Annotated in this window: 23 protein-coding genes; 7 read left to right on the top strand and 16 right to left on the bottom strand. The window is 37.4% G+C overall.

Annotated features, from left to right (window positions below; genetic code table 11):
• Positions 1 to 21 precede the first annotated feature (21 nt).
• On the bottom strand, positions 22 to 597 hold the full coding sequence (locus AC3M61_RS02570; protein WP_500779362.1) for an ECF transporter S component: 576 nt from the start codon (positions 595 to 597) through the stop codon (positions 22 to 24).
• A gap of 170 nt (positions 598 to 767) precedes the next feature.
• Between AC3M61_RS02570 and sufC the strand changes: the two genes are divergently transcribed.
• The 6 genes from sufC (at position 768) to AC3M61_RS02540 (ending at position 6,145) form a co-directional block, all read left to right on the top strand.
• The gene (sufC, locus tag AC3M61_RS02565; RefSeq protein ID WP_500779361.1) at positions 768 to 1,529 is read left to right on the top strand and encodes a Fe-S cluster assembly ATPase SufC; all 762 of its coding nucleotides are present in this window, start codon (positions 768 to 770) and stop codon (positions 1,527 to 1,529) included.
• 12 nt (positions 1,530 to 1,541) lie between these two features.
• Positions 1,542 to 2,951, top strand: coding sequence for a Fe-S cluster assembly protein SufB (gene sufB / locus AC3M61_RS02560; RefSeq protein WP_064011848.1), 1,410 nt, complete (start codon positions 1,542 to 1,544; stop codon positions 2,949 to 2,951).
• Between the two features lie 17 nt (positions 2,952 to 2,968).
• Entirely contained in the window at positions 2,969 to 4,111 is a 1,143-nt protein-coding gene (locus AC3M61_RS02555) for a SufB/SufD family protein (protein WP_500779360.1), read from the top strand.
• Positions 4,086 to 5,345 (top strand): SufS family cysteine desulfurase, encoded by a 1,260-nt coding sequence (locus AC3M61_RS02550; RefSeq protein ID WP_500779359.1) that lies wholly within the window; start codon positions 4,086 to 4,088, stop codon positions 5,343 to 5,345. Before AC3M61_RS02555 ends, AC3M61_RS02550 begins: the two co-directional genes overlap by 26 nt.
• Positions 5,342 to 5,752 (top strand): Fe-S cluster assembly sulfur transfer protein SufU, encoded by a 411-nt coding sequence (gene sufU, locus AC3M61_RS02545; RefSeq protein ID WP_500779358.1) that lies wholly within the window; start codon positions 5,342 to 5,344, stop codon positions 5,750 to 5,752. The genes AC3M61_RS02550 and sufU overlap by 4 nt, the downstream gene beginning before the upstream one ends.
• Positions 5,753 to 5,890: 138 nt before the next feature.
• The gene (locus AC3M61_RS02540; RefSeq protein WP_500779398.1) at positions 5,891 to 6,145 is read left to right on the top strand and encodes an MscL family protein; all 255 of its coding nucleotides are present in this window, start codon (positions 5,891 to 5,893) and stop codon (positions 6,143 to 6,145) included.
• Between the two features lie 49 nt (positions 6,146 to 6,194).
• Here the strand turns inward: AC3M61_RS02540 and amrB are convergent, their stop codons facing one another.
• The 13 genes from amrB to AC3M61_RS02475 form a co-directional block, all read right to left on the bottom strand.
• Positions 6,195 to 6,995, bottom strand: coding sequence for an AmmeMemoRadiSam system protein B (amrB, locus tag AC3M61_RS02535; protein ID WP_500779357.1), 801 nt, complete (start codon positions 6,993 to 6,995; stop codon positions 6,195 to 6,197).
• A gap of 143 nt (positions 6,996 to 7,138) precedes the next feature.
• Positions 7,139 to 11,326 (bottom strand): type II secretion system protein GspD, encoded by a 4,188-nt coding sequence (locus AC3M61_RS02530; protein WP_500779356.1) that lies wholly within the window; start codon positions 11,324 to 11,326, stop codon positions 7,139 to 7,141.
• 27 nt (positions 11,327 to 11,353) lie between these two features.
• On the bottom strand, positions 11,354 to 12,001 hold the full coding sequence (locus tag AC3M61_RS02525) for a hypothetical protein (RefSeq protein WP_500779355.1): 648 nt from the start codon (positions 11,999 to 12,001) through the stop codon (positions 11,354 to 11,356).
• 31 nt (positions 12,002 to 12,032) lie between these two features.
• Positions 12,033 to 12,431 carry a hypothetical protein gene (locus AC3M61_RS02520; protein ID WP_500779354.1) on the bottom strand — a complete coding sequence of 133 codons (399 nt, stop codon included), beginning with the start codon at positions 12,429 to 12,431 and terminating at the stop codon, positions 12,033 to 12,035.
• Positions 12,431 to 12,994, bottom strand: coding sequence for a hypothetical protein (locus AC3M61_RS02515; protein WP_500779353.1), 564 nt, complete (start codon positions 12,992 to 12,994; stop codon positions 12,431 to 12,433). The genes AC3M61_RS02520 and AC3M61_RS02515 overlap by 1 nt, the downstream gene beginning before the upstream one ends.
• Positions 12,966 to 13,886 (bottom strand): hypothetical protein, encoded by a 921-nt coding sequence (locus AC3M61_RS02510; RefSeq protein WP_500779352.1) that lies wholly within the window; start codon positions 13,884 to 13,886, stop codon positions 12,966 to 12,968. The genes AC3M61_RS02515 and AC3M61_RS02510 overlap by 29 nt, the downstream gene beginning before the upstream one ends.
• Before the next feature lies 1 nt (position 13,887).
• Positions 13,888 to 14,223, bottom strand: coding sequence for a hypothetical protein (locus tag AC3M61_RS02505; RefSeq protein ID WP_500779351.1), 336 nt, complete (start codon positions 14,221 to 14,223; stop codon positions 13,888 to 13,890).
• Positions 14,224 to 14,254: 31 nt separating this feature from the next.
• Complete coding sequence (locus tag AC3M61_RS02500; RefSeq protein ID WP_500779350.1) at positions 14,255 to 15,496, bottom strand: type II secretion system F family protein; 1,242 nt, start codon at positions 15,494 to 15,496, stop codon at positions 14,255 to 14,257.
• Between the two features lie 8 nt (positions 15,497 to 15,504).
• Positions 15,505 to 16,188: an energy-coupling factor ABC transporter ATP-binding protein gene (locus AC3M61_RS02495; protein ID WP_500779349.1), complete on the bottom strand. Its 684-nt coding sequence runs from the start codon at positions 16,186 to 16,188 to the stop codon at positions 15,505 to 15,507.
• A gap of 36 nt (positions 16,189 to 16,224) precedes the next feature.
• A complete protein-coding gene (locus AC3M61_RS02490; RefSeq protein ID WP_500779348.1) occupies positions 16,225 to 16,884 on the bottom strand; it encodes a class I SAM-dependent methyltransferase in 660 nt (219 codons plus the stop codon).
• A gap of 40 nt (positions 16,885 to 16,924) precedes the next feature.
• Positions 16,925 to 17,992, bottom strand: a complete 1,068-nt coding sequence (locus AC3M61_RS02485; protein ID WP_500779347.1) for a GGDEF domain-containing protein — start codon at positions 17,990 to 17,992, stop codon at positions 16,925 to 16,927.
• Entirely contained in the window at positions 17,955 to 18,122 is a 168-nt protein-coding gene (locus tag AC3M61_RS02480; protein WP_500779346.1) for a hypothetical protein, read from the bottom strand. Before AC3M61_RS02480 ends, AC3M61_RS02485 begins: the two co-directional genes overlap by 38 nt.
• A gap of 23 nt (positions 18,123 to 18,145) precedes the next feature.
• Positions 18,146 to 19,273 (bottom strand): sodium ion-translocating decarboxylase subunit beta, encoded by a 1,128-nt coding sequence (locus AC3M61_RS02475; RefSeq protein ID WP_500779345.1) that lies wholly within the window; start codon positions 19,271 to 19,273, stop codon positions 18,146 to 18,148.
• A 179-nt stretch (positions 19,274 to 19,452) separates the two neighbouring features.
• Here AC3M61_RS02475 and AC3M61_RS02470 point away from each other — a divergent pair, with 179 nt between their 5' ends.
• A complete protein-coding gene (locus tag AC3M61_RS02470) occupies positions 19,453 to 22,938 on the top strand; it encodes a histidine kinase N-terminal 7TM domain-containing protein (protein WP_500779344.1) in 3,486 nt (1,161 codons plus the stop codon).
• Between the two features lie 6 nt (positions 22,939 to 22,944).
• On the opposite strand, the gene AC3M61_RS02465 is transcribed toward AC3M61_RS02470, so the two are convergent.
• Positions 22,945 to 24,138, bottom strand: a complete 1,194-nt coding sequence (locus tag AC3M61_RS02465; RefSeq protein ID WP_500779397.1) for an L-serine ammonia-lyase, iron-sulfur-dependent, subunit alpha — start codon at positions 24,136 to 24,138, stop codon at positions 22,945 to 22,947.
• A gap of 215 nt (positions 24,139 to 24,353) precedes the next feature.
• Positions 24,354 to 25,304 carry a methylenetetrahydrofolate reductase gene (locus AC3M61_RS02460; RefSeq protein ID WP_500779343.1) on the bottom strand — a complete coding sequence of 317 codons (951 nt, stop codon included), beginning with the start codon at positions 25,302 to 25,304 and terminating at the stop codon, positions 24,354 to 24,356.
• Positions 25,305 to 25,310: the final 6 nt, after the last annotated feature.

Below are 25,310 nucleotides of genomic sequence, written 5' to 3'. Positions count from 1 at the left end.
CCTCCAGAAGCAAACGGTGTGTTATTGCTCCTGTCTAAAGCTATAAATTAAGGATTTTGGTAGTGCTTTGAAAATTCCGTAGGCAATGAAAACTGTAAGAACCTTGTCCACCAAATCTACCACGAGCTCATCAAAGAAGGAAGCCAACCAAATACCAACGTTCTTAGACCTCAGGAAAGCAAAAAGTGCGTCTCCCCACACATTTCCCGTCTGACCTTCCCAGAAAATAACATTTATTGGAACAGATATAACCGTTGCAACAATAGCTATAATTAACCCACTTATCAAAGCTCTGAACGCGTTTTCAAACATCTTTGCTTTGTAAAGCAAACCTGCTGCAACACCAATTCCAATACTCGTGAGTGCGTATACAAAAGATACAGGACCAACAGTTAAACCGTAAATAATGTTGTTGATTGCCCCACTGATACCACCAACAATCGGACCAGCAAGCATAGCTGCAAGTACAGTTCCTACAGAGTCAAGCCAAAGAGGAAGTTTCAAAGCCTCTGCAAAAAACTTACCTGCATAGTTTATACCTACTGCTACTGGAATAAGCACGATAATCATAGTTGTTAATCTCGAAGACTTCGCCATAGAACCTTCCCCCCTACATCGAGATAATCCCACCTCACTTTTTTATTATACCTCATTCCCTCCACCTTTCAAAATTTGTACAAAGTCTACTTTACAATCCAATACCATATGGTATAATAAATTAGGAGTAACTAAGTAGATAAAAATTACTAATTTTTGGAGGTGCGATTATGCTGTTGCAAGTAAAAGATTTGGTTGCAAAGCTAAGAGATGAAGAAAAAGTTATACTAAAAGGTGTAAATCTGGAAATAAGCACAGGAGAAGTTCATGCAATAATGGGACCCAATGGGTCGGGTAAGTCAACACTCGCAAATGTGATTATGGGCAATCCGAAATACGAAGTTGTCTCTGGTGATATATTGTTTGAAGGTGAATCGATACTTGATTTAAGAACAGACGAAAGGGCTCAAAAAGGTATAATGATGACGTTCCAAAATCCTTACGAAATTGAAGGAGTTAAACTCGACCAGCTACTTTTAATTGCCTACCGTAAGCTGCACGGAGAAGATAAAACATTTTTCCAACTCGATAAAGAGATGAAAGCTCTTTTGAACGAAGTTGGCCTTCCATCAGAGTTCCTGGAAAGGTTTGTTAACCTCGGATTCTCTGGTGGCGAAAGGAAGAAGGGAGAAATATTACAGGCTAGGTTTTTGAAACCAAAGCTTTTGATTTTGGATGAGATTGACTCGGGTCTCGATGTTGATGCGTTGAGAATTGTTGCGGAGCAGATTAATAAGCTGAAAGAGGAAGGCACTTCGTTGTTGATAATCACACACTATGCAAGGATTTTGAATTATTTGGACGTTGATAAGGTTCATGTGTACGTCGACGGTAAGGTTGCATTGACAGGTGATAAATCACTCGCATACGAGGTAGAAGAAACGGGATATGCGATAGTGAATGGCACAGTTGATGCCAAATCATCCAAATAAGGGGGGATAATGATGAGTGACCTCCATGAACTTTTGTATGAACTAAAAAAACGCGAAGATTTTGAAATAAAAGTAAATGTCAAACCAGCGATAAAACTGCCAGCTGGATTGAATAAAAAGCTTATATACGAAATATCAGAAGCAAAAAACGAACCTGCTTGGATGACTGAGCACAGGATTAAATCTTTTGAGATTTTCGAAAAATGGCACGAACCTGACTGGGGTGTTAGCCGTGAAGAACTGGACTTATCAAAGATAGTTCCATATGTAAAACCCAATGCTAAAAAAACAACCACATGGGAAGAAGTGCCTGAAGAAATCAAACAGGCGTTTGACAAACTTGGTATACCAGAAGCAGAGAGAAAATACTTAGCAGGAGTCGGTGCTCAATTTGATTCTGAGATGATATATAAGAACATCAAAGAAGAATTGAAAAAGCTCGGGGTTATATTCACAGACATAGAAACAGCTGTTAGAGAATACCCTGACCTTGTCAAAGAATACTTCATGAAGCTCGTTCCCCCTACGGACAACAAATACGCTGCACTCCACGGAGCACTCTGGAGCGGTGGAACTTTTCTCTACGTTCCGAAAGGTGTGAAAGTTCCTCTGCCACTGCAATCTTACTTTCTTTTCGGTAACCCCGGTGGTGGGCAGTTCGAACACACGGTTATAATTGCTGATGAAGGTAGCGAAGTAACTTATATAGAAGGTTGTACAGCTCCAAAATACGATGTTGTAAATCTACACGTTGGAACTGTCGAAGTGTATGTCAAAAAAGGTGCGAAGATGAAATACTTAACGATGCAGAACTGGAGTAAGAATATGTTCAATCTCGAAATTAAACGTGCAATAGCGGAAGACGATGCAGTTATGACCTGGGTATCAGGTTCGTTTGGTAGTTACAAAACGATGGTTTACCCCGCAACGATACTCAAAGGTGATAATTCCGTTTCTGAAAATGTCTCAATTTCATTTGCAGGTCCAGGTCAGCATATAGATACAGGTTCAAAGGTAATTCACATAGGTAAGAATACACGTTCTACGGTAGATGCAAGAAGTATAAGCATTGGTGGTGGCTGGTCATTCTACAGAGGTCTGCTCAAGATTATGGAAAGTGCAAAAGGTTCAAAAGCAAGCGTTAGCTGTACAGGTCTTATGATAGACAACAAATCAAAAAGTGACACAGTTCCAATAATCGAAGTTTACAATACAGACTCCGATGTAGGACATGAAGCGAAGATAGGAAGAATCAAAGATGAGCAGATTTTCTATCTTATGAGCAGAGGACTAAGCGAATTGGAGGCAAAAGGACTTATCGTTAAGGGGTTCATACAACCAGTAGTCCAAGAACTTCCATTTGAATACGCAATAGAATTGAACAGGCTTGTTGATATGGAAATTGAATCCTCGATAGGTTAATTAGGGTGGTGAATGATATGAACACAGCGAAAATAGAAAAGACCTTAAGATTGGAGCATCAAAATTTACGAGGCATTGTTCCTCAAAGAAAGACAATAGACACTGAAGATTACAAGGTTGATGATTTCAAACCCAGTGGGAATAACCTGCTTGATGAATGGAGAATTAGAAGGTTTTCTGAATACCTAACCTATAAGTTCCCCATGTGGAAAAGGACAGGTTTAAAAAGCCTTCCTTTGCCAAATGTTTTACCATACAAAGGTTTAGAAGCACTGGATATTGATGGTCTGAACTTACTTGAAACGCTTGACTTCGAGGGGACTGACAGAAAATTCGTTCTACTTGCAGATGTCTTTTCTTCGAGTGGAGAATATATCGTTGTGGAAAATGATACAACGATTGTTGTCAACGACGTTAGCCAGATTGACAACACACTAATCGATGTAAGAAGTGGAGAGTTAAATTTTGTCCGAATCGTTGAACACCCATTTTTCATTGGTAATCTTAGAATAAAAGTGAGAAGAAACGCAAAACTTAATCTATACAACCTCTATTTGGGGACTTCTAAGGACGACTTGCTAATTTCAAATGTTTTCATAGACGTCGAAAATGATTCAAAAACTATAGTTAAAGATTTCTACTTTGGTGGTAAAATAAATGTAGGTTACGTTGGTGTGCGAGTCAACGCAGAGAATGCATATGTCGACGTACGCCCATACTATCTTGGTAATGAAAAAACAGTTATCGATATACTTTACCTAATGAGATTTTATAAACCGAACAGTTATGGAAATGTCGATGCAAAAGGTGTACTCACAGACGAAGCAAAGGTAGTTTTCAGAGGGATAATGGATATTCTTAGCGGTGCAAAAGAAGTGGAGGCTCATCAAAGTAACCATGCCACTCTGATTTCGCTTAAAGCAAAAGTTGAAGCCATTCCAAGTCTCATGGTTGATGAAAATGATGTCGTCGCATCACATGCAGCAAGTAGTGCTCCAATAGATGAGAACATGGTTTTTTACCTGATGAGCAGAGGTATACCAAAAGAAGATGCTCAAAAGATGATTGTTCGCGGGGTCTTTGAGACACTGAAAGATGAATTAAAACGATACAATCTGGAAGGAGTCGTTGAGCATGCACTCGACAGTGTTCTCGGCTGAAGAGTTTTTCAAAATACTTGAAGACTTTCCTGTGTTGAAAAGAGAGGTAAATGGAAAACGGTTAGTCTATTTGGATAATGCTGCAAGTACTCTTAAAAGCAAATCCGTCATCGAAAAGATGACGGATTTTTACCTTTACCACTACTCTAACGTCCACAGGGCAGTGCACACACTTGCAAGTGAGGCAACCGTTGCATACGAACAAGCAAGAGAAAAAATAGCAAAATTCCTTAATGCAAATACAGAAGAAGTTATTTTCACAAGTGGAACAACGATGGGAATAAACTTCTTGGTAAATTCACTTGTAAAAAGTGGTATGTTGAATTCCGAAGATACAGTTCTTCTGTCTCAAGTTGAACACCATGCGAACCTTGTCCCATGGGTAAGGCTTTCAAAATTCTACGGGTTCAAGGTGGAATACATAGAAGCAGATGATAAAGGTGTCATCACAACCGATGCAATTCTAAAAGCGAAATTGAAAAATCCAAAAGTAGTCTCAATAACTGGTCAATCAAACGTTACTGGACAAGAAATGCCTTTGGAATTGATTAGGGAAACATTTGAAGACTCAGTTTTCATAGTTGACGGTGCACAACTTGTGCCTCACAAGAGAATAGATGTTAAGAAGCTCGATATAGATTTCCTAGTCTTTTCTGGCCACAAGATGATAGCCCCAACAGGTATCGGTGTGTTATACGGGAAGAAAACTCTTTTGGAAAAGTTAGAACCATTCTTGTACGGCGGAGAGATGATAGACAAGGTTACATTTGAAGACGTTACTTTCAACATCTTGCCATACAGATTCGAGGCAGGGACACAACATATTGCAGGAGCTGTTGGACTAGGATACACGATAGATTATCTTGAATCTATCGGATTTGAGAAAATAGAAAAACATATTGCAGAACTTTCGAAATACTTAATAGAAAGATTATTAGAACTTGATTTCGTCGAGGTTTACGGTCCAATCGATGATTCTCATAAATCTTTAGTATCATTTAATGTGGAAGGAGTCCATCCACACGATGTCTCGCACATACTTGATGAAAATTTTGGAGTTGCAACAAGGAGCGGGCATCACTGTGCACAACCACTAATGAGTGTATTAGCACGCGGTTCCAAGATAGGTTTCCCAAATTCCACAGTTAGAGCGAGCGTATATTTTTACAATACAAAGGAAGATATAGACGTCTTAATCGAAGGATTAAAACACATAAAGAGGTGGTTTGAATGATATATTCGGAATTCATAATGGACTATTCAAAACTGAGAAAATTCCACGGGAAAATAGAGAACGCACACAAGGTCGAAGAAGGTAAGAATCTCTCGTGTGGAGATGAAGTTACATTGTATTTCCTTTTCGATGGTGATAGAATCGTCGATGTCAAATTTGAAGGACACGGATGTGCAATAAGTCAGGCATCGACAAATGTAATGATCGAACAAATTATAGGAAAAACAAAAGAAGAGGCTCTGCAAATCATGAAAAATGCAGAAAATATGATGCTCGGCAAAGAATTTGACGAAAATGTTTTGGGACCTATTGTGAATTTTTACGACGTGAAGAATTATCCAATGAGGGTGAAGTGTTTCCTCCTTCCTTGGAAAACTTTAGAACTAGCGCTTAAATCTGAGGGTTAAAAAAGTACTCTAAATCTTACCAACTGAAGTGAGCAAAGCGTCATTTCGTCAGAAAGAGGTGTTGTGCGACAGTACAACGTCATTGGACTTGCTGTAGCAATCATAATCGGTGGAAAACTCAATTAATTCGTTACTTCTCTGGTAAATGATTTGGTCACTCCTGCCATTTTGCAACCTGTGCTCACTAAAATATACCTTGGAAAGATTGAGGAAATTCAATGGCACGGTATTTACTGTGGAAGGGTTATTTTTGCTGCTCTAAATTTCCTTATCGTTGCTTTGATAGTTTTCTTCCTTGTTAGAGCGATGTACAAAGCAGCAGAAAAAGCAAAATTATCAGCTGAAGTAGCAGCTAAAAGTCTTGAGGATAAAGTAAAGAAAGAAAAAGACTAAAAATGAAAAAGCCCAGAGCTCAGCCCTGGGCTTTTTCATTTTTGTATTATTACCACAAAATGAAAGAAGCGTATCCAACAGTGTAAGAATAGTCTTGTGAAAACTCCGCACTTGTAGTGTGATATACAAGTTCAACGTTTTCAAACAAACTCCTAACAACAGCAACAGGTCCCGGACCGCACATAGTTATGTTGTATTTTTTTAAATCTTCGTATAACCCTTCCAAATCTCTACTAATTATTCTTCCAATAGCAATCTCATCTTTTTTCATAGTTAGCTCATGTGAATCGTAATGATTAAAATCAGTAGATGCAACAACTAATGTGTCTGGATATTTCTCTAAGACTTTTTTAATTCTTTCTGCAACAAAAAGAGCTGTGGAAAGTCTTTGGTCCATCATGCAGATGGGCACTATCTGAAATTCACCAAATGCGTGTATTAATAACGGTAATTGAACTTCAATGGAGTGCTCGTATAAATGAGCAGTTTCATCTTCTTCGATAACTCTGCCATCTATTATCTCTTCGGCTATTGTAGAGTTTACCCTAACGCTTCCATTTGGAACCGACCATTCTCCTTCCTTCCAAACCGCAACTGCTGCTCCGTAACCTGTGTGATTGGGACCTAAAATAATAACATTCTTTGGCTTACCAAATTTGACAGCTTTTCTTATACCCAATCCTGCAGTTTTTCCACTGTAGACATATCCTGCGTGCGGTAAGATAAGACCTAATGGTTTTTCAAGATAACTTTTCGGTTTTTCACTTCCCAGAAAAGCTTCACACATGCTTGTCAACTGATTTGGAGTTCCAGGATAAAACTTTCCAGCAACCACAGGTCTTCTGTTCATATTACTCACCTTTCCTTTGAACAAGCTACTTTAAAAAAACCAACTATTCTTAGTATACCACAATTTCTTCTCGAGGATACCTCAGAGACTAAAAAAGCGCCGGTCATGAATTACCCAGCGCTTTCAGATAATGCTTATACTGACTATTGCTCTATTATCTTAGCTGTTAAGAAGATAACAATGTTTCTTTGGTCTGTTTTTTCTTGCATACCTTTGAAAAGCCAGCCGATTATAGGTAAGTCTCCGAGAATTGGAATTTTCCATTCTGATTTGCTAATCTCTTCTCTAGCAAGACCACCGATTATGAGTGTTTGACCATCCTTGAGTGTAATCTTTGTTTGGACCTCTCTTTTGTTCTGTTTCGGGAACCCACCAACAACTACTGAGTAATCAAAGTTTCCAACAGTGGTATACAAATCCAAGTCTATCGTATCATCAAGGTTTATACTCGGGGTGATTTTTAGTTCTATTCCAGCTTCTAAATAATTCATCGTTTGTCCTTCTTCGGAAGTAATTACAACCGGTATAGAATCTCCTATAAATATCCTTGCTTGTTGTCCGCTTTTTGCCATTATGTTCGGATTTGCTAAAAGTTTTCCTGTTCCAGATGTTCCGTATGGTACTGCCACATTGGTACCTGACGTTTTTATTTGAATCTGAGCTTCGTCGATTATTTTGTTCCACAATGCTTGCAAATCCATAAAGTCAACAATCTTGAATTTCAGGCTAAGACCTCCAGTACCAATCGATAGATAGTCAGTTGAGCTCAAAATTGTTGAGATATCAAACCCCAAACTGCTCAGAAAGGATTCATCAACTACTTTTGTTTCGATGGAGACAACTCTGACTTTGGAAAACTTATCGATGACGTTTTTGATATCATCGACATTTTTCGGATCCAAATCGTAAGCAATTACTATTCCTGCATCTGTATTCACCATTGCTTTACCACCGTAGAATTCTATGAGTTCTTTGACTTTATCAGCACCTCGCGTTACATTAAAAGTATATGTTGTTTTTGTTTTCGTAGCTTCAGGTGTAGTGTCAACAACATACACGTTTCCAGATTTTTTAATCGCTATTCCGTAATTCAAAAGTATAGAAGTGAAAGTGTCGAAATCTATTTCTGATAGCGACATCGTTGCAGTCGTGTTTATTTGTTTAGCGAATATAATGGGATACCCAAAACTTTCAAAGACAGACTTTATAACGTTTCCAAGTGGTTCATTGTCTATTTTTACACTAATTTTGCCATTCTTAACTGAAACTTTCGACTCGCTAACAGATACAGGTTTTGAAACGTAGACCACGTTACCAATTTCCTTAATTTCAACCCATTCGGAAAACACCGATTTGAATGTTTCGAAGTCTATGTTATTCAAACTTACGGAGAACACTTTTGTTTGAATATCATCGATTTTGTAAGACTTTCCAAGTTTCGAAAGCACCTGAGAGATTATATCGGTTACGTTTTTGTTCGAAGCATTTATTGTTATCAGTCCACCTTTCACAATAACCTCTTCTGGTTGCACTGGTTGCGTCTGCTGCTGTCCTTGGAAAGTTGTTTGTTGAGGAACACTTGAATAAATTAAGTAAACATCGTCTGTCTGTTTATAAGTAACGCCGAAGGTCTGTAAATATTCCAAAAAGCTCTTAAAGTCCGCCACTAACAATCTCAAAGTAACATTCGTCTTCAATTCGTCTACCAAAATGACTTGTTCTTTAAACACATTACTTACTTTCATTACAAGTTCCGCTAAGTTCTTATCTGTAACTTCGATAAGCAACTTACCATTTATGATATTGTATTCACTTTGCACATCGAACTGCGACATTTCTATTTCTATTTTATCTAAGCTTTCTTTCTTGCCAATTAGATAAACTTTATCACCGATTTTGTAATGTTTTACGTTTGGATCGTAGACTGAAATGATTGTTTCGATATCTTTTGTTTCGAGTTTTGTTGTTAAAGTCCTAACCTCAAGTTGCGTAGAGAAGCCACTTACGAAAGATTTTACATTCGCAAGTTGCTCCTGCGTTCCATAGACTATATATCCAGTTTTTACTTTGTAAGTCTTTACCCCATAGAGCTCTTTTACAACGCTATCTAAAATTTCGTCATAGTTAATTAATTCATACTTAAGTTCGGGTGATTGGGTAAGTCTTTCTATCTCTGATTTTAACTTAGCAATATCATTCTTACTTCCTTTTAGATATACAGTATCTCCGATAACTTCCACCTTTACATTTAGTTCAAGAAGCGAGTTCAGTTTTTCTAAATCCTCTTTTTTCAAAGAACTGGGAAGTTTCAGAGATTCTAAATCTGACTGTATGGTAAGCGATTTTAAATACGCGGCTGCTCTTAAAGCACGTTCGGTAGGTCCTAAAACCACGACTTTATTCATTTCTGGGAAGTAGATAACTTCAACATCGTAAACTTTCTGGACATACTCGATATGTACATTCGAAAGCGAAATCTGGACAGGAACTATGAAGTTTTCAACTGTCAGTTTTTCCAAAAATTGCCTTGCATTTTGGGCTTGGGAGCCATAGATGATTAATTTATCTAACAACGTGTATACTTCCACGCCATAAATTCTTTTAGCAATCTCCACTGCGTTTTCATCGTATCTACCGCTCAAGGTAATTATGCTTTTGCCAAAGTTTTCTCTGATATTCTTAACTTTTTCCTGAACTTCCGACGATTCTTGCTTCGGCACAGTTATTATCCAATAACCGTCTGTTGTAATGTCAACTGGATAATCAAGTAGCTTCGATATCACATCTCTTGAAGGATCCGATGGTTCTGCTTTTATAACAACAGATGTGATGTTTTCTTCAATTGATTTCTTCAGCCTCTCTATTTCTTTTATCTTCCCTTTTACTAATCTCGAACCATCAGAAAAGGTCTGAACAACAGTTACATTAAATGATTTCAAAAAAGCTTCATCAACTTTAACAGTCGCTGTTGTAAAACTCATAGTGTTTACTAAGTCAAGAAATTCTTTATATTTCTTCTCATTAACAAAGAGTGTCACATAAACAGTGTTATCGTGTGACTTCACAATGTAATTTGGCTCAGCTATATCCAAATAGCCTAAAGCCGTCTTGATTGTGTCTTCCGATATATCGGAAAACATCACCTTCCAAGGACGCGCAATAACGGGGTCTTCAAGAAGTTTCTTTACCACATTTTCATAATCTGCGGAAACGTAAAGTTTATCACCTATAACTTTGACATCAACGTCTTTGTACAGTTGTTTGAGAAATTCAGCAACACGTTGAGGATATTCTGAAGTAAATGTCTTATATTGTGCTTCAATCGCTGGTTTCTGTGCAGGCTTCAAATTTTTCATTAATTCCTGCACTTTCTCGTAGTCAGCTCCAGTAAGAGCTAACTGTTTGATCTCAGGTAGAAGAACAAAATCGAAGGTATATATCTTCTTAAGCTTCTCTAAGAACCCTTCAAGTTCTTTTTCGTCAGCCGTGTAACTGAAATAATACCATGTCGGTTTTGGTTCCATCTTCTTAGCAGCTTCTTTTGCAGCTAGACCTATGGCAGATGCTAAAATCTTGTATTCATTAGAACCTCCATAAGTGAATAATTTTGACTTATCGGAAAGCGATAGAGCGTAGATACTCTCCGTGAATAATTTGCTCAGCTCTTCAACAGATACCTTTCCACCAGGTAGCTGGAAGTTGAGTGCGAAAGTCTTTTCGATATCTTCTTTGGAACCTATGTACAAGGTCTGGTCTTCTGAATAAGCATAAGATAAGCCGGTTAATGTTAGGAGGTTTCTCAAAATCTGCTCAACAGTAGAGTTATTCGCTCGTGTATTTACAAGTTTCCCCTTTGAACTATCATATAAAACAAGATTTATTCCAAAGAAGTCAGCCAAGTCTTTAAAAACAACTTCACTTTTGAGATTTGCAAAATTTGCACTCATACGCCTTGCAGAAGTGCTTAAAGGCAACCTAATATATAACCTAGAACCTGTGACGTTATATGTGGCGCTTACAGGCGTGAGGGTGTAGACAAATAAATTCACAGCGTCGCGGAATGGTATAACTTGAACTGCATCAACGGTTTCAGCGTTTATAGGGAGGTAAATAGGGCTAACACAGGTGTCATTTACGACGAAGAAATGAACGGTTTTGCTACCGTTTCTCGAATAGTATTGAACCGTAGGGGGGTGTGTAAAAGATACTATAATTACTATCTCACTCGACGTCTTAACATAGCTCAGGTCTATCAATTCTGCAAATGAACTTGTGAAAACCAAAAGAAATAGAATAACACCCAAGAGTCTGAGTAAACTTGTGTTTTTCAAAAGTATTCCCCCCTGTTTGATTAACTATCATTTCTGCATTACTGATATTTTCTTTATTCTTCCATCCGAAGTATCCAAAACGACCAAGAACTTACTACTTACATAGATGACTTTGTACTTCCCATCGATTAGCTCCTCACTCAACCAAGCTTTTGTTTCACCATTTAATGTGAGATACACCTTTGTTGTTCTTGCCTTTCCATCTCTGACTTCTAAGTATCCGTGATATTGTGTACTATCAGAAGTAATATCCTCTATAAACGTTGATGAATCCTGTGATTCCAAGGTTCCTGAAACACCTTCAAGCAAACTTACCAAATCAACGAAATACGGTTCAAAGACGTTTTTAATGCTTATTTTAGATTGCACCATAGAAGCCAGTTCTGTAATGCTAATATTTGCCAAACTGGGTAAACTAGTAAGTATAGGTGCTGCAGTTGATACTGAGCCGGGCACATTTGTAGAACTTTGACCAGTAGGAGCTGTAGTAGTTGGCACGTTAGTATTCCCAGCTTGCGATGCTTTTTCATTTACGGTCTGAGGTAGAGTTGTGTTTGCCGAAGATGTTGGCGTTGTTTTTTTTGGACCATAATTTATATACAAAACGACGATGGCAACCCCCCATATAGCTATTGCTAATATCAAAAGAATGAGAGTTCTTCTATTCAGTGCCATTCGTTCTCACCACTTTCATTTATACCAAATTTTATTCAGAACCGCGAATTATCATAGTATATCTCACAGGAACTTTTTTAAATACTATAGGTTCGCTCATAGAGGCTTTTATAATGATGTAATCAGTTACAAGAAGTCCACTTGAAAGAACCTCGTATAATTTTTCCTTCACTTGTTCGGGAGTCATTTCATCCTTGGCAAAGATACCTTGAACGCTCCGAACAGAAGTTCTAACATTCTCTAGTTGTTTAAGTTGTGTTTCAAGTTGAGCTATATTCCTGGATATACTTCTTACTTCCATGAATTTTTGCTCAAGTTTTAAGACATAAGTGTATGTTTTACTGGAAAAATAAAGAAAACTACCAACAGCTGACACTATCAAAGTAACAACCAAAATTATCATCGCACCTTTTCTTGGTATCAGAATCATTATCTTATCTTACCCTCCCAGATGTAGTGGAAATATTTCATGTCTCCCAAAAAATTTCTCTGCTCTGGTAAAGATACAAGCACATCTTTATAAAACCTTGCTAGGTCGTTGTAAACAATAGAAGTACTAATTTGTGTTTCCGTTCCGTATTCATAAAAATCTATGTAGAAACGTTGACCATCGTAAATGACGTTTGTTAAAAAATAGCCGTTTGTGTTTGTGGATGTGTATTTGAGAAAGCTATGCAAAAAATACGTGTTCTTATAAGCTTCTATTATATAATTTTTAATTTCCTCGTTTGCACCTTTCAACTGCGATTCTTTAACCTTCAAAGAAGAAAGTAGGTTATCTATCTGAGCATCGATATTTTTCCAATCAGTGGTCGTAAGATTGTTGAAAACCTCAGGATATCTTATCAACAACTTTGAAATTTTTTGTTCCAACATGAAATATGACAACGATAGTAAAGAAATGGAAGGCAATATTGATATAAATAAGAGCACTAAAAATGTAGTAAGTTTCAAAACCCTCTTTTTACCAGGTGATAGATTTAACTTTTCCAAGCTCTAATCCCCCCCTGTAAAGTAGCCCCAGTTCTGCCAAGCTTAGTTGTGGATGTGGGAGGACTGTAAGTATGGCCTCGGAAAGTTTTGACTTGAAATCAAACTCAGCAGATAAAATGGCTTCTTTAATAATACTCGAACGACATACCAAGGAGATTCCATCGATCATTTCTATGCTAAGTTTTTCTTGTTCTGTGGTGTTAATCGAGATAATTACTTCCCTAGCTATTATTCCCAGTATGTCATAGGTTATGCTATCAACTATCTTCTTGGCCTGTCCTATCAGTTCCTCACTACCACTGTTCTCTATTTCGAAGATTTCAAATCCTGTTTCTTCTTTGACAATATGATTAATCTCGTTCAAAGACAAATCAATCATTCTCACATTCAGAATGTGCTCTCTATTCATAATTACAATACCTGAAGTGTGCTCGCCTAGCACAACGTAAACCCATCTTCCAGGGAATTTTTTTACTATCAAGAGTTCAGCAAGAATGTTTGGATAAGCCACGTCTGGTATAAAATCGATATTGTATGAACTAAGGAATCTGAAGAAATCAGATTTTTTCAAAAAGAATACAAGACATTTACCGAAAGCGGAAGGTATACAAGATATGATTAGATCTTCACTGAGATTGTAAATTCGCCTGATTTCTAACTCAGCAGCTCTTATGCGATCTCTTTCTTTTTTTGTTGGTGGTAACTCCAAGAATGTCATTTGTATAATATCCCACGGTATGTTTATTACCGTTATATCTTCAGGATCAGCAAGAACAAACTGAGGATAATAGTTTTTTATCCTCAGCTTTCCCCCACGATAATTTGCAATCGTTGTGTTGATTTGTCCATCGTTTAGATTGTATGTTACCACTCCGTAGGAAAATATGCCCAAATTATTTTTCCCCCCCTGAAACTTTAAAAAGGATAGGTTCAACCGCTACTCCTGAGTATGTCCCACCTTTTGCCCATCTGAAAGAGTTAACCACAAGGCCTGAAAGACAGCTTTCAGAAGATTTGTAAAACTCTACCATATCCACAGTAACTATTCGACAGTAATTGTTGATTTTGTAATCTTTGTACAGTTGTGATTTCCACAAACCTGCATAAACAGCAGTTTCTACATAGTCTTTTGTGAAATCAATATTGGCCATTTTCACAAGGCTAAAAGAAAAAGCAACAAAAACAGACCCTAGAATAAGTAGCACAACCATCAGTTCAATTAGGTTCAACCTCAACCACCTTCACAAGATTTTGAAGTATTTATCGTCCAAACTGACCTTGCATTTGGAATATCGTTGAGTACATTGTAAAAGCAATGAAAGCAATAAACAAACCAACGAACGCAATCATCATCGGTTCGATAAGACTCACGAGCTTCTTTGTATCAGCCAGGATTTCTTCTTCATAGAAATCGGCAACCTTTTCCATGACAACATCGAGTTTACCAGTTTGTTCACCGGTCCCAACCATTTCGTACACAATTTGTGGAAAGATGCCTGTTCGTTTCAGACTATCTTTTAAGTTACTCCCTGCTTTGACTTCTTCAATAACCTTGGACATTATTGCCATAAACCTCGGATTGTTAGAAGCCTTAGCAGCCATATCTAACGCATTAACCATTGGAACTCCACTTCCGATGAGAACTCCGAGTGTTCTTGTAAACCTTTCGTTAGCCATTTTGAGTCTCAGCTTTCTTATCGGCGGAATTAATCCTCCTATGAATTCTTTCAAATACGCACCGTAAACTGTGTCTAGGAAGAATTTCAATCCGACGCCAATTGCTACAACAATAGGCAATAGTATGTACCACTTTTTGGTGAAGATGTAGTTCAACTTCATAAGCATTCCCAAAACCCCTCCTTGGGGCGTTGTACCAAATACGGAGATAAGCTTAGGTAAAATGAAAACGGAAATTACGATAACGACGGCTACAGCAAAACCTAGGATAAACAATGGATACGCCATAGATGATTTTACTTGCTCTCTTAGCCTGTTCATTCCTTCGTAATAATTTGCGATTTTCTTCATAGTAACATCTAATACACCGCCTTCTTCACCTGCACGCACCATGTTTATAAAGATAGAGTCAAACACTCCTTGTCTTTCAAGTGCATCGGAAAAGGACATACCGCCTTTCATATCAGCTGCAACTTCTCTAAGTATATTCCTGAATTTTTTTGAAAACACCTCTTGTTCTGAAAGTGTCATTATTGCATCCACTAGTCTCAAACCTGCACTTATCATTGTTTCTAACTGTCTTGCGAAAAGAACGACATCTTTCAATTTCACTTGGAAAACTGTTCTTTTTTTAGCTACATTGCGTCCAGTTGAGACACGCCCTTCGGATGCTCTTTTTTCACTTTTTTCCACAATATCGGTGACCAAAATGCCTTGCTCTTTAAGTTTGTCCAATGCTTCTTTTATACTATCTGCTTGAACGATTCCTTTCAGCTTTTTTCCACTTCGATCTATACCTTTATACTCAAATAACAAACAAACCACCTGCCCTTTTAAGTGTGGGCTACTGATAACCTCACATCTTCCAAAACAAAACCACTTTTCAAGACTATTTTTCTACCACACAAATCTTCAAACAACTCCGGTTCATGAGTTGCTACGAGAAAACCCTTACCACTGTTTTTGAATTTCTTTAGAATTTCTCTAATCGCAAGCACGCCTTTCAAATCTAATCCCGCAGTTGGTTCATCAAATATAAGGAATTCCGGTTTATGTAACAAAATGGATGCTATTGCTACTTTTCTCTGCTCGCCACCAGATAACTTGAAAGGAGATTCTTTAAGTACATTTTTTCTTAACCCCACAAGTTCAAGCACTTTCTCAATATCTTCTTGAGTGAATGGAACACCAAAATTCTTTGCAGCGTAAGTAATTTCCTCTTCAACAGTTTCGCTAAAAAACTGTCTTTCCGGTATCTGGAAAGCCACCCCGAATCTTTTACGGAACTCGTACGGGTAAAAGAAAGGGTCCTTGCCGTCGTAAAGTAAAAAACCCTTAGAAGGCTTTATAAGTAAGTCCAGCAAATATATAAGCGTTGTCTTTCCGGAGCCTGTATTACCTATAAGCAAAATACTCTCATCCGTTGAAAAAGATAGATTTATATCCTTAAGCGCTATTTTCTCAACATCTGTTTTCTCTTCAAAAATAACAGAAACGTTCTTTAGTTCTATGAGCACACCTATTCACTCACCTACATCTAAAATCTAAATTATTTACTCTTTTCGCGATAGATAAATTCGAATACCGCCCTCTTTCCAGATATCCTCGGCGTTGCCAAAAACTTCTTTCATGAAGTTCCTTATCCTTTCGCCACCTTTGTTGTGATACGCAACTAACTGGAGTGTTCCTCCTGGCTTTAGATGTTCATACGCTCCGGTAATTAACTCCATCCACACTTTCTTACCAGCAACAATTGGTGGATTAGCGATAATATGGTCAAAAAGCATCCCATCCCAAGGCTCGTATAAATTCCCCTGCCTTATATCAGCATCGATGTTGTTATCTTTTGCATTTATTTTTGCGAATTCAACAGCCCTTTTGTTGATGTCAGACATGAAAATTTCGATGGTAGGATTTTCTTTCTTCAAAACAATACCTATTACACCGTATCCACAACCTATGTCTAAAACCTTCCCACTGACTGGCGCATGATGATTGATAAGTATCTGTGTAGCTTTATCAACATCTCCAAACGAGTAAACTCCTGAAGGACTTTTAAAAGAATAAATGTGCCCATTCTTCAGTTTAAGCTGGACTTCTCTAACTTTTAAAGGAGTTTGGGGTTCTTCAACGTAGTAATGTTCAAAATGTTCAGAATTTCTTACGGTTTCTTGGCTATGCTGTTCTTTGTTTATGTCATCCCTTTTACCCATTCTTTCACCTCCGATTTAAGGTTAAAATCGCCCTTTTATGCTAGTATGCAGCAAAAACACGTTTTTGGTAAAGTTTTTCTTGAGCTTTTGAAATAAGCGTGTTCAAGTCCTTTCCATCTGTTCCATATTCAGCTATGCTTATTTGAACTTCTAAGCCTATTCCTAAGTTTGAAGCCAAGTTTGAAATCTTTTCTTCGAGTCTCTTCTTTAATGCTAAAGGATTTTCTTTTGAAAGGGTGAGTATTACAAATTCATCACTGTTGGTTCTACCAATTACATCACTTTTTCTGCATGATTTTGTAATAATTTTCGATAGTCTAACTAACAAATCGTCCCCGAATTCATATCCGTAGACTTTATTTATCTTCTCAAACTCCTTTACATCCAGAAGCATCATATACAACTTAACCGGGATTCGCTTAGTTATTTCAGAATACTTATCGAAGTAAATAGCTACATTCTTCAAATTGGGTAGGTAAGTTAATTTATCAAAAAGGTTCACTCTGTCGATTTCTGCATTCTTTGTTTTTATAGCCTCTATTAACTCAAATTTCTCAACGACGGTGGAAAGTAAATTTCCTATTACCTCAGCAGCATTTTGAAAATCAACTTCTTCGAATATATTTTCATCTTCCCAAGTGTCCAAGTTGAAGAAACCCACGATTTTTCTTTGTGATCTTATAGGTATAGATATAAAAGCCTTTATGTTATCAATACTTCGTGCTTTTTGTTGAATAAGTTCCTCATCTTCGTTCAGTTTTCTTGCAAGCTCTTTGATTAAATCAACACTTCTTCGTTTAATTATATACACACGCTTGAATCTTCTCATAACCATTTCCTTCTGCGAAAATTTAATATTCTTTAGAATGTCGTAGTCGTGGTTATAAACCGCCAAATAGGAAAATGTCTCATCTTTATCCTGCCATAGAACGCTTCCGCTATGAACAAAGCTGAGATTATCAACAGCTATCTTAAGTAGCTGTTCAAAGTCTCTTCTTTTGAGGCTAGTCTCCCTGTTTGTAGTTATACTCAAAAGATGCTCGCTGAATAGGAAAACCATATTTTTGATTTCATTCTGCAGTTTTTCCATCACCTTTTTCCGAGCCATTCTTATCACTCCTAGTAAAAAACTTCACAAAACATGTTAGCAAAACGTAGAACAAAAGAAGTATACCGATTAGAACTAAATATCCGGTGATACCTATTTTTAACGCTAGCAGGAAGTTTACATTCGCCATACTCTCTCATCTCCGTCAACATTTTACAAATTCCCTATGAGTGCTATCAGTATTCCACCAGCAAGTACTGAACCTATCTGACCGGCAACATTTGCTCCAACAGCATACATTAGTAAGTAATTTGTTGGATCCTCTTTCCTACCCAACTGGTGAATAACCCGTGCAGACATCGGGAACGCAGAAATTCCAGCCGCTCCGAGCATGGGATTGATTTTGTTCTTGAGGAAGAGATTTAGGAACTTTGCAAACAATACGCCACCAGCGGTATCAAAAACAAAAGCAACAACACCCAAAAGCAGTATGTAAAGTGTCCTTGGTTGTAGGAATTTATCAGCCGTCATCGTTGAACCTATAGACAACCCTAAAAGAATTGTGACGATATTTGCAAGTTCTGTTTGAGCTGTTTTTGAAATTGAGCTTAAGACTCCGCACTCTCTTAAAAGATTTCCAAACATCAAAAAGCCTATCAATGCCGCTGCGCTTGGAGCAATTAAGCTTGCAATAATGGTAACTAAAATAGGAAAAATAATCCTGGCGGTTTTATTCACTTTTAAACTCTTCGGTGCCATCTTTATTCTTCTTTCTTCCTTGCTAGTTAAAGCTTTAATAACTGGTGGCTGTATTATCGGGACAAGAGACATATAAGAATAGGCTGCTACCGAGATTGGACCGAGCAGGTCTTTTGCGAATCTTCCCGCAACGTAAATTGAAGTTGGTCCGTCCGCAGAACCGATTATGCCTATGGAAGCTGCCTGCTTTATGTCAAACCCCAAAAGCGTTGCTACAACCATCGTTGCGAATATACCAAACTGAGCAGCCGCACCAAAGAGGAACATTATAGGATGCTCAAGCAAAGGTCCAAAATCGATCATTGCACCTACTGCGATAAATATCAAAAGTGGAAAGATTTCTGTTATAATACCTATGTCGAAGAATATACTCAGAACACCACGATGTAAAACTCCACTCACCCATTGGTCGATGGCAGAAGAGAAAGGAATATTCACCAATATTGTAGAAAAACCTATGGGAATTAATAGCGCTGGTTCATATTCTTTTGAGATGGCGAGGTATATTAAAAAAGTTCCTATTCCTATCATGACAACATTACCTATACTCAATGCAAGTATCCCATTCAGAAGCTCTTGCAATTAAAACACCCCCGCATATCTGCTACGCAACAGTTTGGTTATTAGACAGTCTCCCACTTCATATTTTAGCATAGACAAGAAGAAAATGATTGTTTTGATTTTTTGTAATTTTAATTTTAACACAAATTCACTATGTTAAGATATCAGAAAAGTCATCTGGAAAAAGGAGCGTGATACAAGTGTTTAAAATTTCTATAATCTTCGTTTTCCTGCTGTTATACAATTCGATAATCTCATTGCAGGCAATAGCAGTGTTTCTACGGTATCGAAACAAACCAATCTCCATAATAGGTGCGCTCACATCATTTGCTGTAGGATTTTATTCATTTGGCTATGCTATGGAATTACTTAATTTACTCTCCGGAGATATCTCACTTGCCTTTTCTTGGTATAAAATGCAGTATTTTGCTATTCCGTATATCCCTGTGCTCTGGTATTTCTTTGTTTCGACCTTCTCAGGAAGAAAGGTCGCAAGAAAGGAAATTGCAATACTCTTCATTCTTCCTGTTATTTCAACCATTCTCGTTTGGACAAACGAATTGCACAATCTTTTTTTAAAAGGTTACGTCGTCGAAGGAAATTATATATTGAGAGGACCTTTCTATTACTTGCAAGTATTTTACGGTTATACTATTTCGTTCATAGGTTATTACCTGCTTTTAAAAATGGCTAATAGATACAAAACAGTTTTTCGAAAAGTTACAATAATCCACTTACTTGCTGCAGTTATCATCCCTGTTACTGCAAGTGCTCTTTATATCTTCCTCAACCTGCCTGTAGATTTGCTACCTTTCGGGTTGATGATAAGTATTATCATCATACTCTTCGAAGCGCAAAAGTTACACGGCTTTGATTTAGAGATTGAGATAAAAAATATCGTTTACGAATCATCCAAAGACTTGATAGTTGTTCTCGATAAGGATGGTTATATAATCAGTGCTAACCCAAATTTTGAAAATTATGTTAAGAACCTACTTGGAAAAAATGATATTTTATACCAGCCAGCCAAGAACATACTTAGTGAAGAATGCTTGGAAGTCATAAAACATGGTAAAGGCGTTATCAAAAGGTTTGAACATTATTTCGAAGTATGGACTAACCCATTGAGAGATAAAAAAGGTAATGAGAAAGGAAAGGTTGTATTCTTCCACGACATAACCGATGTAAAACTCTCAGAACAAGAAAGAATGTTAGAAAACGAACGTTACAAAACTCTGTTCGAATTTGCTCCTGTTGGTATACTTATCGAAGATGAGGAAGGTAACATTATCGACGTAAACCCAGAATTTTGCAAAATAAACGGAAGGTCCAAAGAGGAACTGGTTGGTAAAAATGTCAGAATTCTTGCACCAAAAGAAGATGACGAAAGGATTAAAAAGAACATTCAAGAGATACTTTCCGGAAAGACCCTGGTGCATACAGTAAGAAACTTAGGAAAGCACGGAGAAATTAGATATCTTGAGCTCTACGAAACGAGCATCACCTTGCCAAATGGAAAAAGAGGTATACTTTCTATTCAAAAAGATATCACCAAACAGAAAATTGCACAGGAAGTCATTAGAAAGCTTGCAAAGTATCAGCAAATCATCATAAACTTAGCCATCAACTTTATAAACCTTCCTATTGAAAGGCTTGATGAAGAGTTTTCAAAAGCTGTTGAACTTGTTGCCAAAGAGCTAAACATTTCGAGACTACGGGTTTACAGGTTTATCAAAGATGCGGGGTCTTTTGTATCCATTAGTTCTTGGTTTTATTCTGAAAATCCGAATGAAACATCAACAATCACTTTCGATGTAGAAAAAGTAAAAGGGCCGGAACTAGAAAAACTAATGCAAGGTAAACAGTTTGCAATTACAAAAGATGCAACAAAAAACGAAGAGATAATAAAGATACTTGGAGAACATCATTGTGCACTTATCACTCCAATAATACTAGAGAACGAAGTATCGGGTTTTATAAGTGCAGCAACTAAAGAACTTAGAGATTGGCATCCTATTGAGAAAAATATATTCAAACTCTTAGCCTCATTAATTGCGAACGTTGAAGCGAAAAAACGATATGAACAGGAACTGATATCAGCAAGGAAAGCTGCAGAAGAAGCAAGTATGGCAAAAAGTAACTTCTTGGCGAACATGAGTCACGAAATCAGAACACCTTTGAATGGTATTGTAGGGTTTGCAAACCTACTTTCGGAAACGAATTTAGATGAAAAACAAAGAAAATATTTATCAACCATACTAAAGTCTACAGAGGTCTTGCTTGGAGTTATAAACGATATCTTAGACTTAGCAAAAATCGAAAGTGGTAGATTACAACTTGAGTTCGTTGAATCTAACCTAAAAGCCGAACTTCAAAGCTCTCTTCTGTTGTATGAAGCAAAAGCACGAGAGAAAAACGTTGGCTATAATATTTCTATTGACGACAATATTGCAGATTGCTTAGTTTTTGATCCTGTCAGGCTCCAGCAGGTGCTGTTCAATCTGATTAACAACGCGATCAAATTTACCCCTGCAGGTGGGATAGTGTCTGTTCAAATTGAAAAGGTAGGAGAAGACGAGGAACACCAATATATAAACTTCTCAGTAAGAGATACAGGTATAGGAATTCCAAAGGAAAAGATTGAAAAAATATTTGAACCATTTGAGCAATCTGATGTTTCAATAACTAGAAAATACGGTGGAACTGGACTTGGGTTGTCAATTAGTAAACAACTAGTAGAACTAATGGGCTCAAAAATCAACGTTGAAAGTGAAGAAGGTAAAGGGAGCAAGTTCTACTTCACTCTAAAGCTGAAAAAGTGCGTAGCCAAAACTACAAAAGACGCGAAGAAAACTTCTGAAATAAAAAGGTACAGAGCGAAGGTTTTGGTAGCTGAAGACTACGAAGTAAACAGACTGCTCATTTCCGAGATACTCAAAAAATTCGGAATAGAACCTGAATTTGCATTCAACGGAAGAGAGGCTGTAGAAAAATCTCTAAAGAACAACTATGATTTAATCTTCATGGACATACTCATGCCAGAAATGGACGGAATAGAAGCCACCAAAAAGATAAGGCAGTTCAATCTTGATGTTCCGATAGTGGCCTTAACTGCGCACGCTATGAAAAACATCAAAGATGAGGTTCTGGCATCCGGGATGAACGATTACGTTGTCAAACCAATAAAGGTTGAAGAAATTGCACGCGTTCTTGCGACGTACTGTAGCCACCTAGCCGAGAAGGCAGAGACTATAAAAGTTGAATCATCAATTTCTGAAACGACAAAAAGAAAAGCTAAGCCTGAGGAAAAAGAACAAGCTGAAGAAATTGCAAACGATATATCAAAACTAACGGAAGAACTGGCAAAAGCTGAAAAAGAATACGACCTGACACCGGAATTTGAGAAAGAACTGCTAGAAACATTTCTTACCTCTTCGAAAAGTTCACTAAACAATATAATCGCGGCACTATCGACAGGAGATTTTGAAACAATACGGCAAGAAGCCCATAGCATCAAAGGTTCCGCACGTTCGCTTGGTTTTGAAGAAATAGGAGAACTGGCGAAGGATATCGAATATGCTGCACGTGATAAAGACTCTGAATTTAATTATCTAAACCATATTGAAAAGATTTCTGAGTATATAAAACTTGTGGAAAAGTTATTTGAAGAAAAGTTTAAAAGCTAAAAACCACTAGCAATGTCCTATAAAATTTATAACATCCTCATCAAAGTTTCTAAGAGAATTGGTTAGAAGTTCCAGTCTTCTTATAGTTTCTTCCACATCTTTTGCGGCAAATCCGTTTCCGCAAGGTATGTTTGTATCGTTCAAAGACAACTTGGCTGAGTTCAATGCCATCTGAGTACCTATGCTTGCTTTAAGCGCACAACTTCTCTTTGCACCATCGCACGTCATACCAAACAATGTAGCAAGTACGTTGTTGATGGAATTCTTGATTTGCTCGTCTGTTCCATCATTCAGATACACAATCCCTGCCGCTGCACCTGCCGAAGCTATACTGCCAGCTCCACATATTGGGGTTAACATTCCTGTGTAAGCTTTTATGTAAATAGTAACAAGTATACTAAGCAAAACTGCTTTTTCTTTCTTATCTTGCAATACACCAAGTTCATCTGCAACAATTACTACAGGAACTATACACGAAAGCCCTTGGTTTCCACTGCCCGCAACAGTCATCACGGGTAACAATGCACCACTCATTCTTTGGTCAACACCGGCAGCAACGTACCGTGGTACACCCTCAAGTATTCTTCCAAAATTTCCCTGTGTATCCAAACCTATTCTTGAAATCTCAACATTGTATTGAATTGCTTGTCTAACAATCTCTAAGACATCTTCATCAGGATTTTGCACATAATCAAATATCTCGTTCAACGTGATACTTTTTGCTGTATCTTTTTTGAAATTCACACTCGATTGTGTATTGAGTATCTCATCTCCATCCACAACAATTCTGGTAACATTATCATGAGAATCAGTTATCTCAACAATTACCTCGTTATCTGCTACAAGTTTTGTTTTTATGTGCAAACGTACATCGTTTTCGTATTTCACAGTAACCTTATCCTTCATCTCATACGCCTTAGAAACTATTTCTGCAGTCACGTTTTTAAAGACCTCAAGTCCAAGTTTTGAATCACCAACCAAATAAGCCAGCATCGCTGCAATTTCAAAACCATGTAAATGAGTTCCTGGAATACCAACTTCCAAACCGTTTTTGTAAGTGTTTCTGTCCATTAATATTTCTAACCTTTTCAATTCACCCTTCAGATAATCTTTCCCCACAGCGACAGATAACCCAACGGCAACAGGTTCTGTGCAGCCGTAAGAGAGCTTCACATTGTCGAAAAATATATCACGAATTATTTCCCTAATCTTTGAAAGTCTACCAAACTTTTGGAACTCAGCCAATCCACATCCCACCTTCGTATTAATAAAAAGTTGTTCAACCACGTGTTAAAAACATTCTATCACAAATTGTTTTACCAATCGAATTCATTCTGTGATTTTCTGTCTCATCTTAAGCACCGCAAGAGTGAACTTTTACTCATTCAATCGATAGTTCTCAAAATTTCTCATTCTCATTTGAGTATGCTTTGAGTATGCTTAATTACTTCGCAGCTTTCCTCTCCGCGCCCCATTGTAAAAATGTGTATACCTGGAGCACCGTATTCGATAAGCTTTTCAACAAGTTCGACTGTAAAACGTATTCCTACGTTAAATTCTTCTTCCTTTGTCTTCGCATTATCAATTGCCTCGACAAACCTTTGAGGTATGGTCACAAAAAATTTCTTTGGGATGTTAAATACTGAATTTTTGCTAACTACAGGCTTTACCCCAGGAATTATCGGGACATTTATGCCTATACTTCGACAACGCTCAACAAAGTTTTTATAAATATCCGCATCAAAGACCATTTGCGTGATAATATAATCTGCTCCTGCATCTACCTTTTGCTTGAGAAATTTCAAATCAGTTTCCATGTTTGGAGATTCATAGTGCTTTTCTGGGTATCCTGCCACCCCTACACAAAAATTCGTTGGCTTGGCTTCTGTGTAGAGGTATTTTCCCATGTTTAGGTCTTTTATCTGTTCCACCAAATCAACTGCGTATTTATAATCTCCTTTGTTGTACTTCTCAACACTTAAGGCAGTTTCACCACGTATAACGAAAACATTATCAACCCCCATTATATCCAGGTCTATCAACATATCCTCCATTTCAAATTTACTCATCCCAACACAAACAAGATGTGGAACAACATCAATTCTGTATCTGTTCATCAACGCAGCAGTTAACCCGATTGTTCCAGGCCTTTTGACCTTATGAACCTTAATAATTCTGCCTTCGTATTCAATGTAGTCTACTTCGACAGGATGTCTTGTAATGTTTATAAAGGAAATATCGTAGTTCATAAGCTTATCCAAGGTTCTATAAATATTTTCAACATCCTCTCCACGTTTTGGTGGGATTATCTCTATAGATATAATCCTTTTTTCTCTGACCATTTCTGTAACTTTCAACTTCCCCACCTCCAA

It is taken from the genome of Fervidobacterium sp. (assembly GCF_059913585.1).
This window is presented reverse-complemented; position numbering and strand designations above follow the sequence as displayed.

Excerpts from the sequence above, each read along its gene's own strand:
- AC3M61_RS02570 (WP_500779362.1), bottom strand. The coding sequence starts at position 597 with ATGGCGAAGTCTTCGAGATTAACAACTATGATTATCGTGCTTATTCCA.
- sufC (WP_500779361.1), top strand. The coding sequence starts at position 768 with ATGCTGTTGCAAGTAAAAGATTTGGTTGCAAAGCTAAGAGATGAAGAA.
- sufB (WP_064011848.1), top strand. The coding sequence starts at position 1,542 with ATGAGTGACCTCCATGAACTTTTGTATGAACTAAAAAAACGCGAAGAT.
- AC3M61_RS02555 (WP_500779360.1), top strand. The coding sequence starts at position 2,969 with ATGAACACAGCGAAAATAGAAAAGACCTTAAGATTGGAGCATCAAAAT.
- AC3M61_RS02550 (WP_500779359.1), top strand. The coding sequence starts at position 4,086 with ATGCACTCGACAGTGTTCTCGGCTGAAGAGTTTTTCAAAATACTTGAA.
- sufU (WP_500779358.1), top strand. The coding sequence starts at position 5,342 with ATGATATATTCGGAATTCATAATGGACTATTCAAAACTGAGAAAATTC.
- amrB (WP_500779357.1), bottom strand. The coding sequence starts at position 6,995 with ATGAACAGAAGACCTGTGGTTGCTGGAAAGTTTTATCCTGGAACTCCA.
- AC3M61_RS02525 (WP_500779355.1), bottom strand. The coding sequence starts at position 12,001 with ATGGCACTGAATAGAAGAACTCTCATTCTTTTGATATTAGCAATAGCT.
- AC3M61_RS02520 (WP_500779354.1), bottom strand. The coding sequence starts at position 12,431 with ATGATTCTGATACCAAGAAAAGGTGCGATGATAATTTTGGTTGTTACT.
- AC3M61_RS02490 (WP_500779348.1), bottom strand. The coding sequence starts at position 16,884 with ATGGGTAAAAGGGATGACATAAACAAAGAACAGCATAGCCAAGAAACC.
- AC3M61_RS02485 (WP_500779347.1), bottom strand. The coding sequence starts at position 17,992 with ATGGCTCGGAAAAAGGTGATGGAAAAACTGCAGAATGAAATCAAAAAT.
- AC3M61_RS02480 (WP_500779346.1), bottom strand. The coding sequence starts at position 18,122 with ATGGCGAATGTAAACTTCCTGCTAGCGTTAAAAATAGGTATCACCGGA.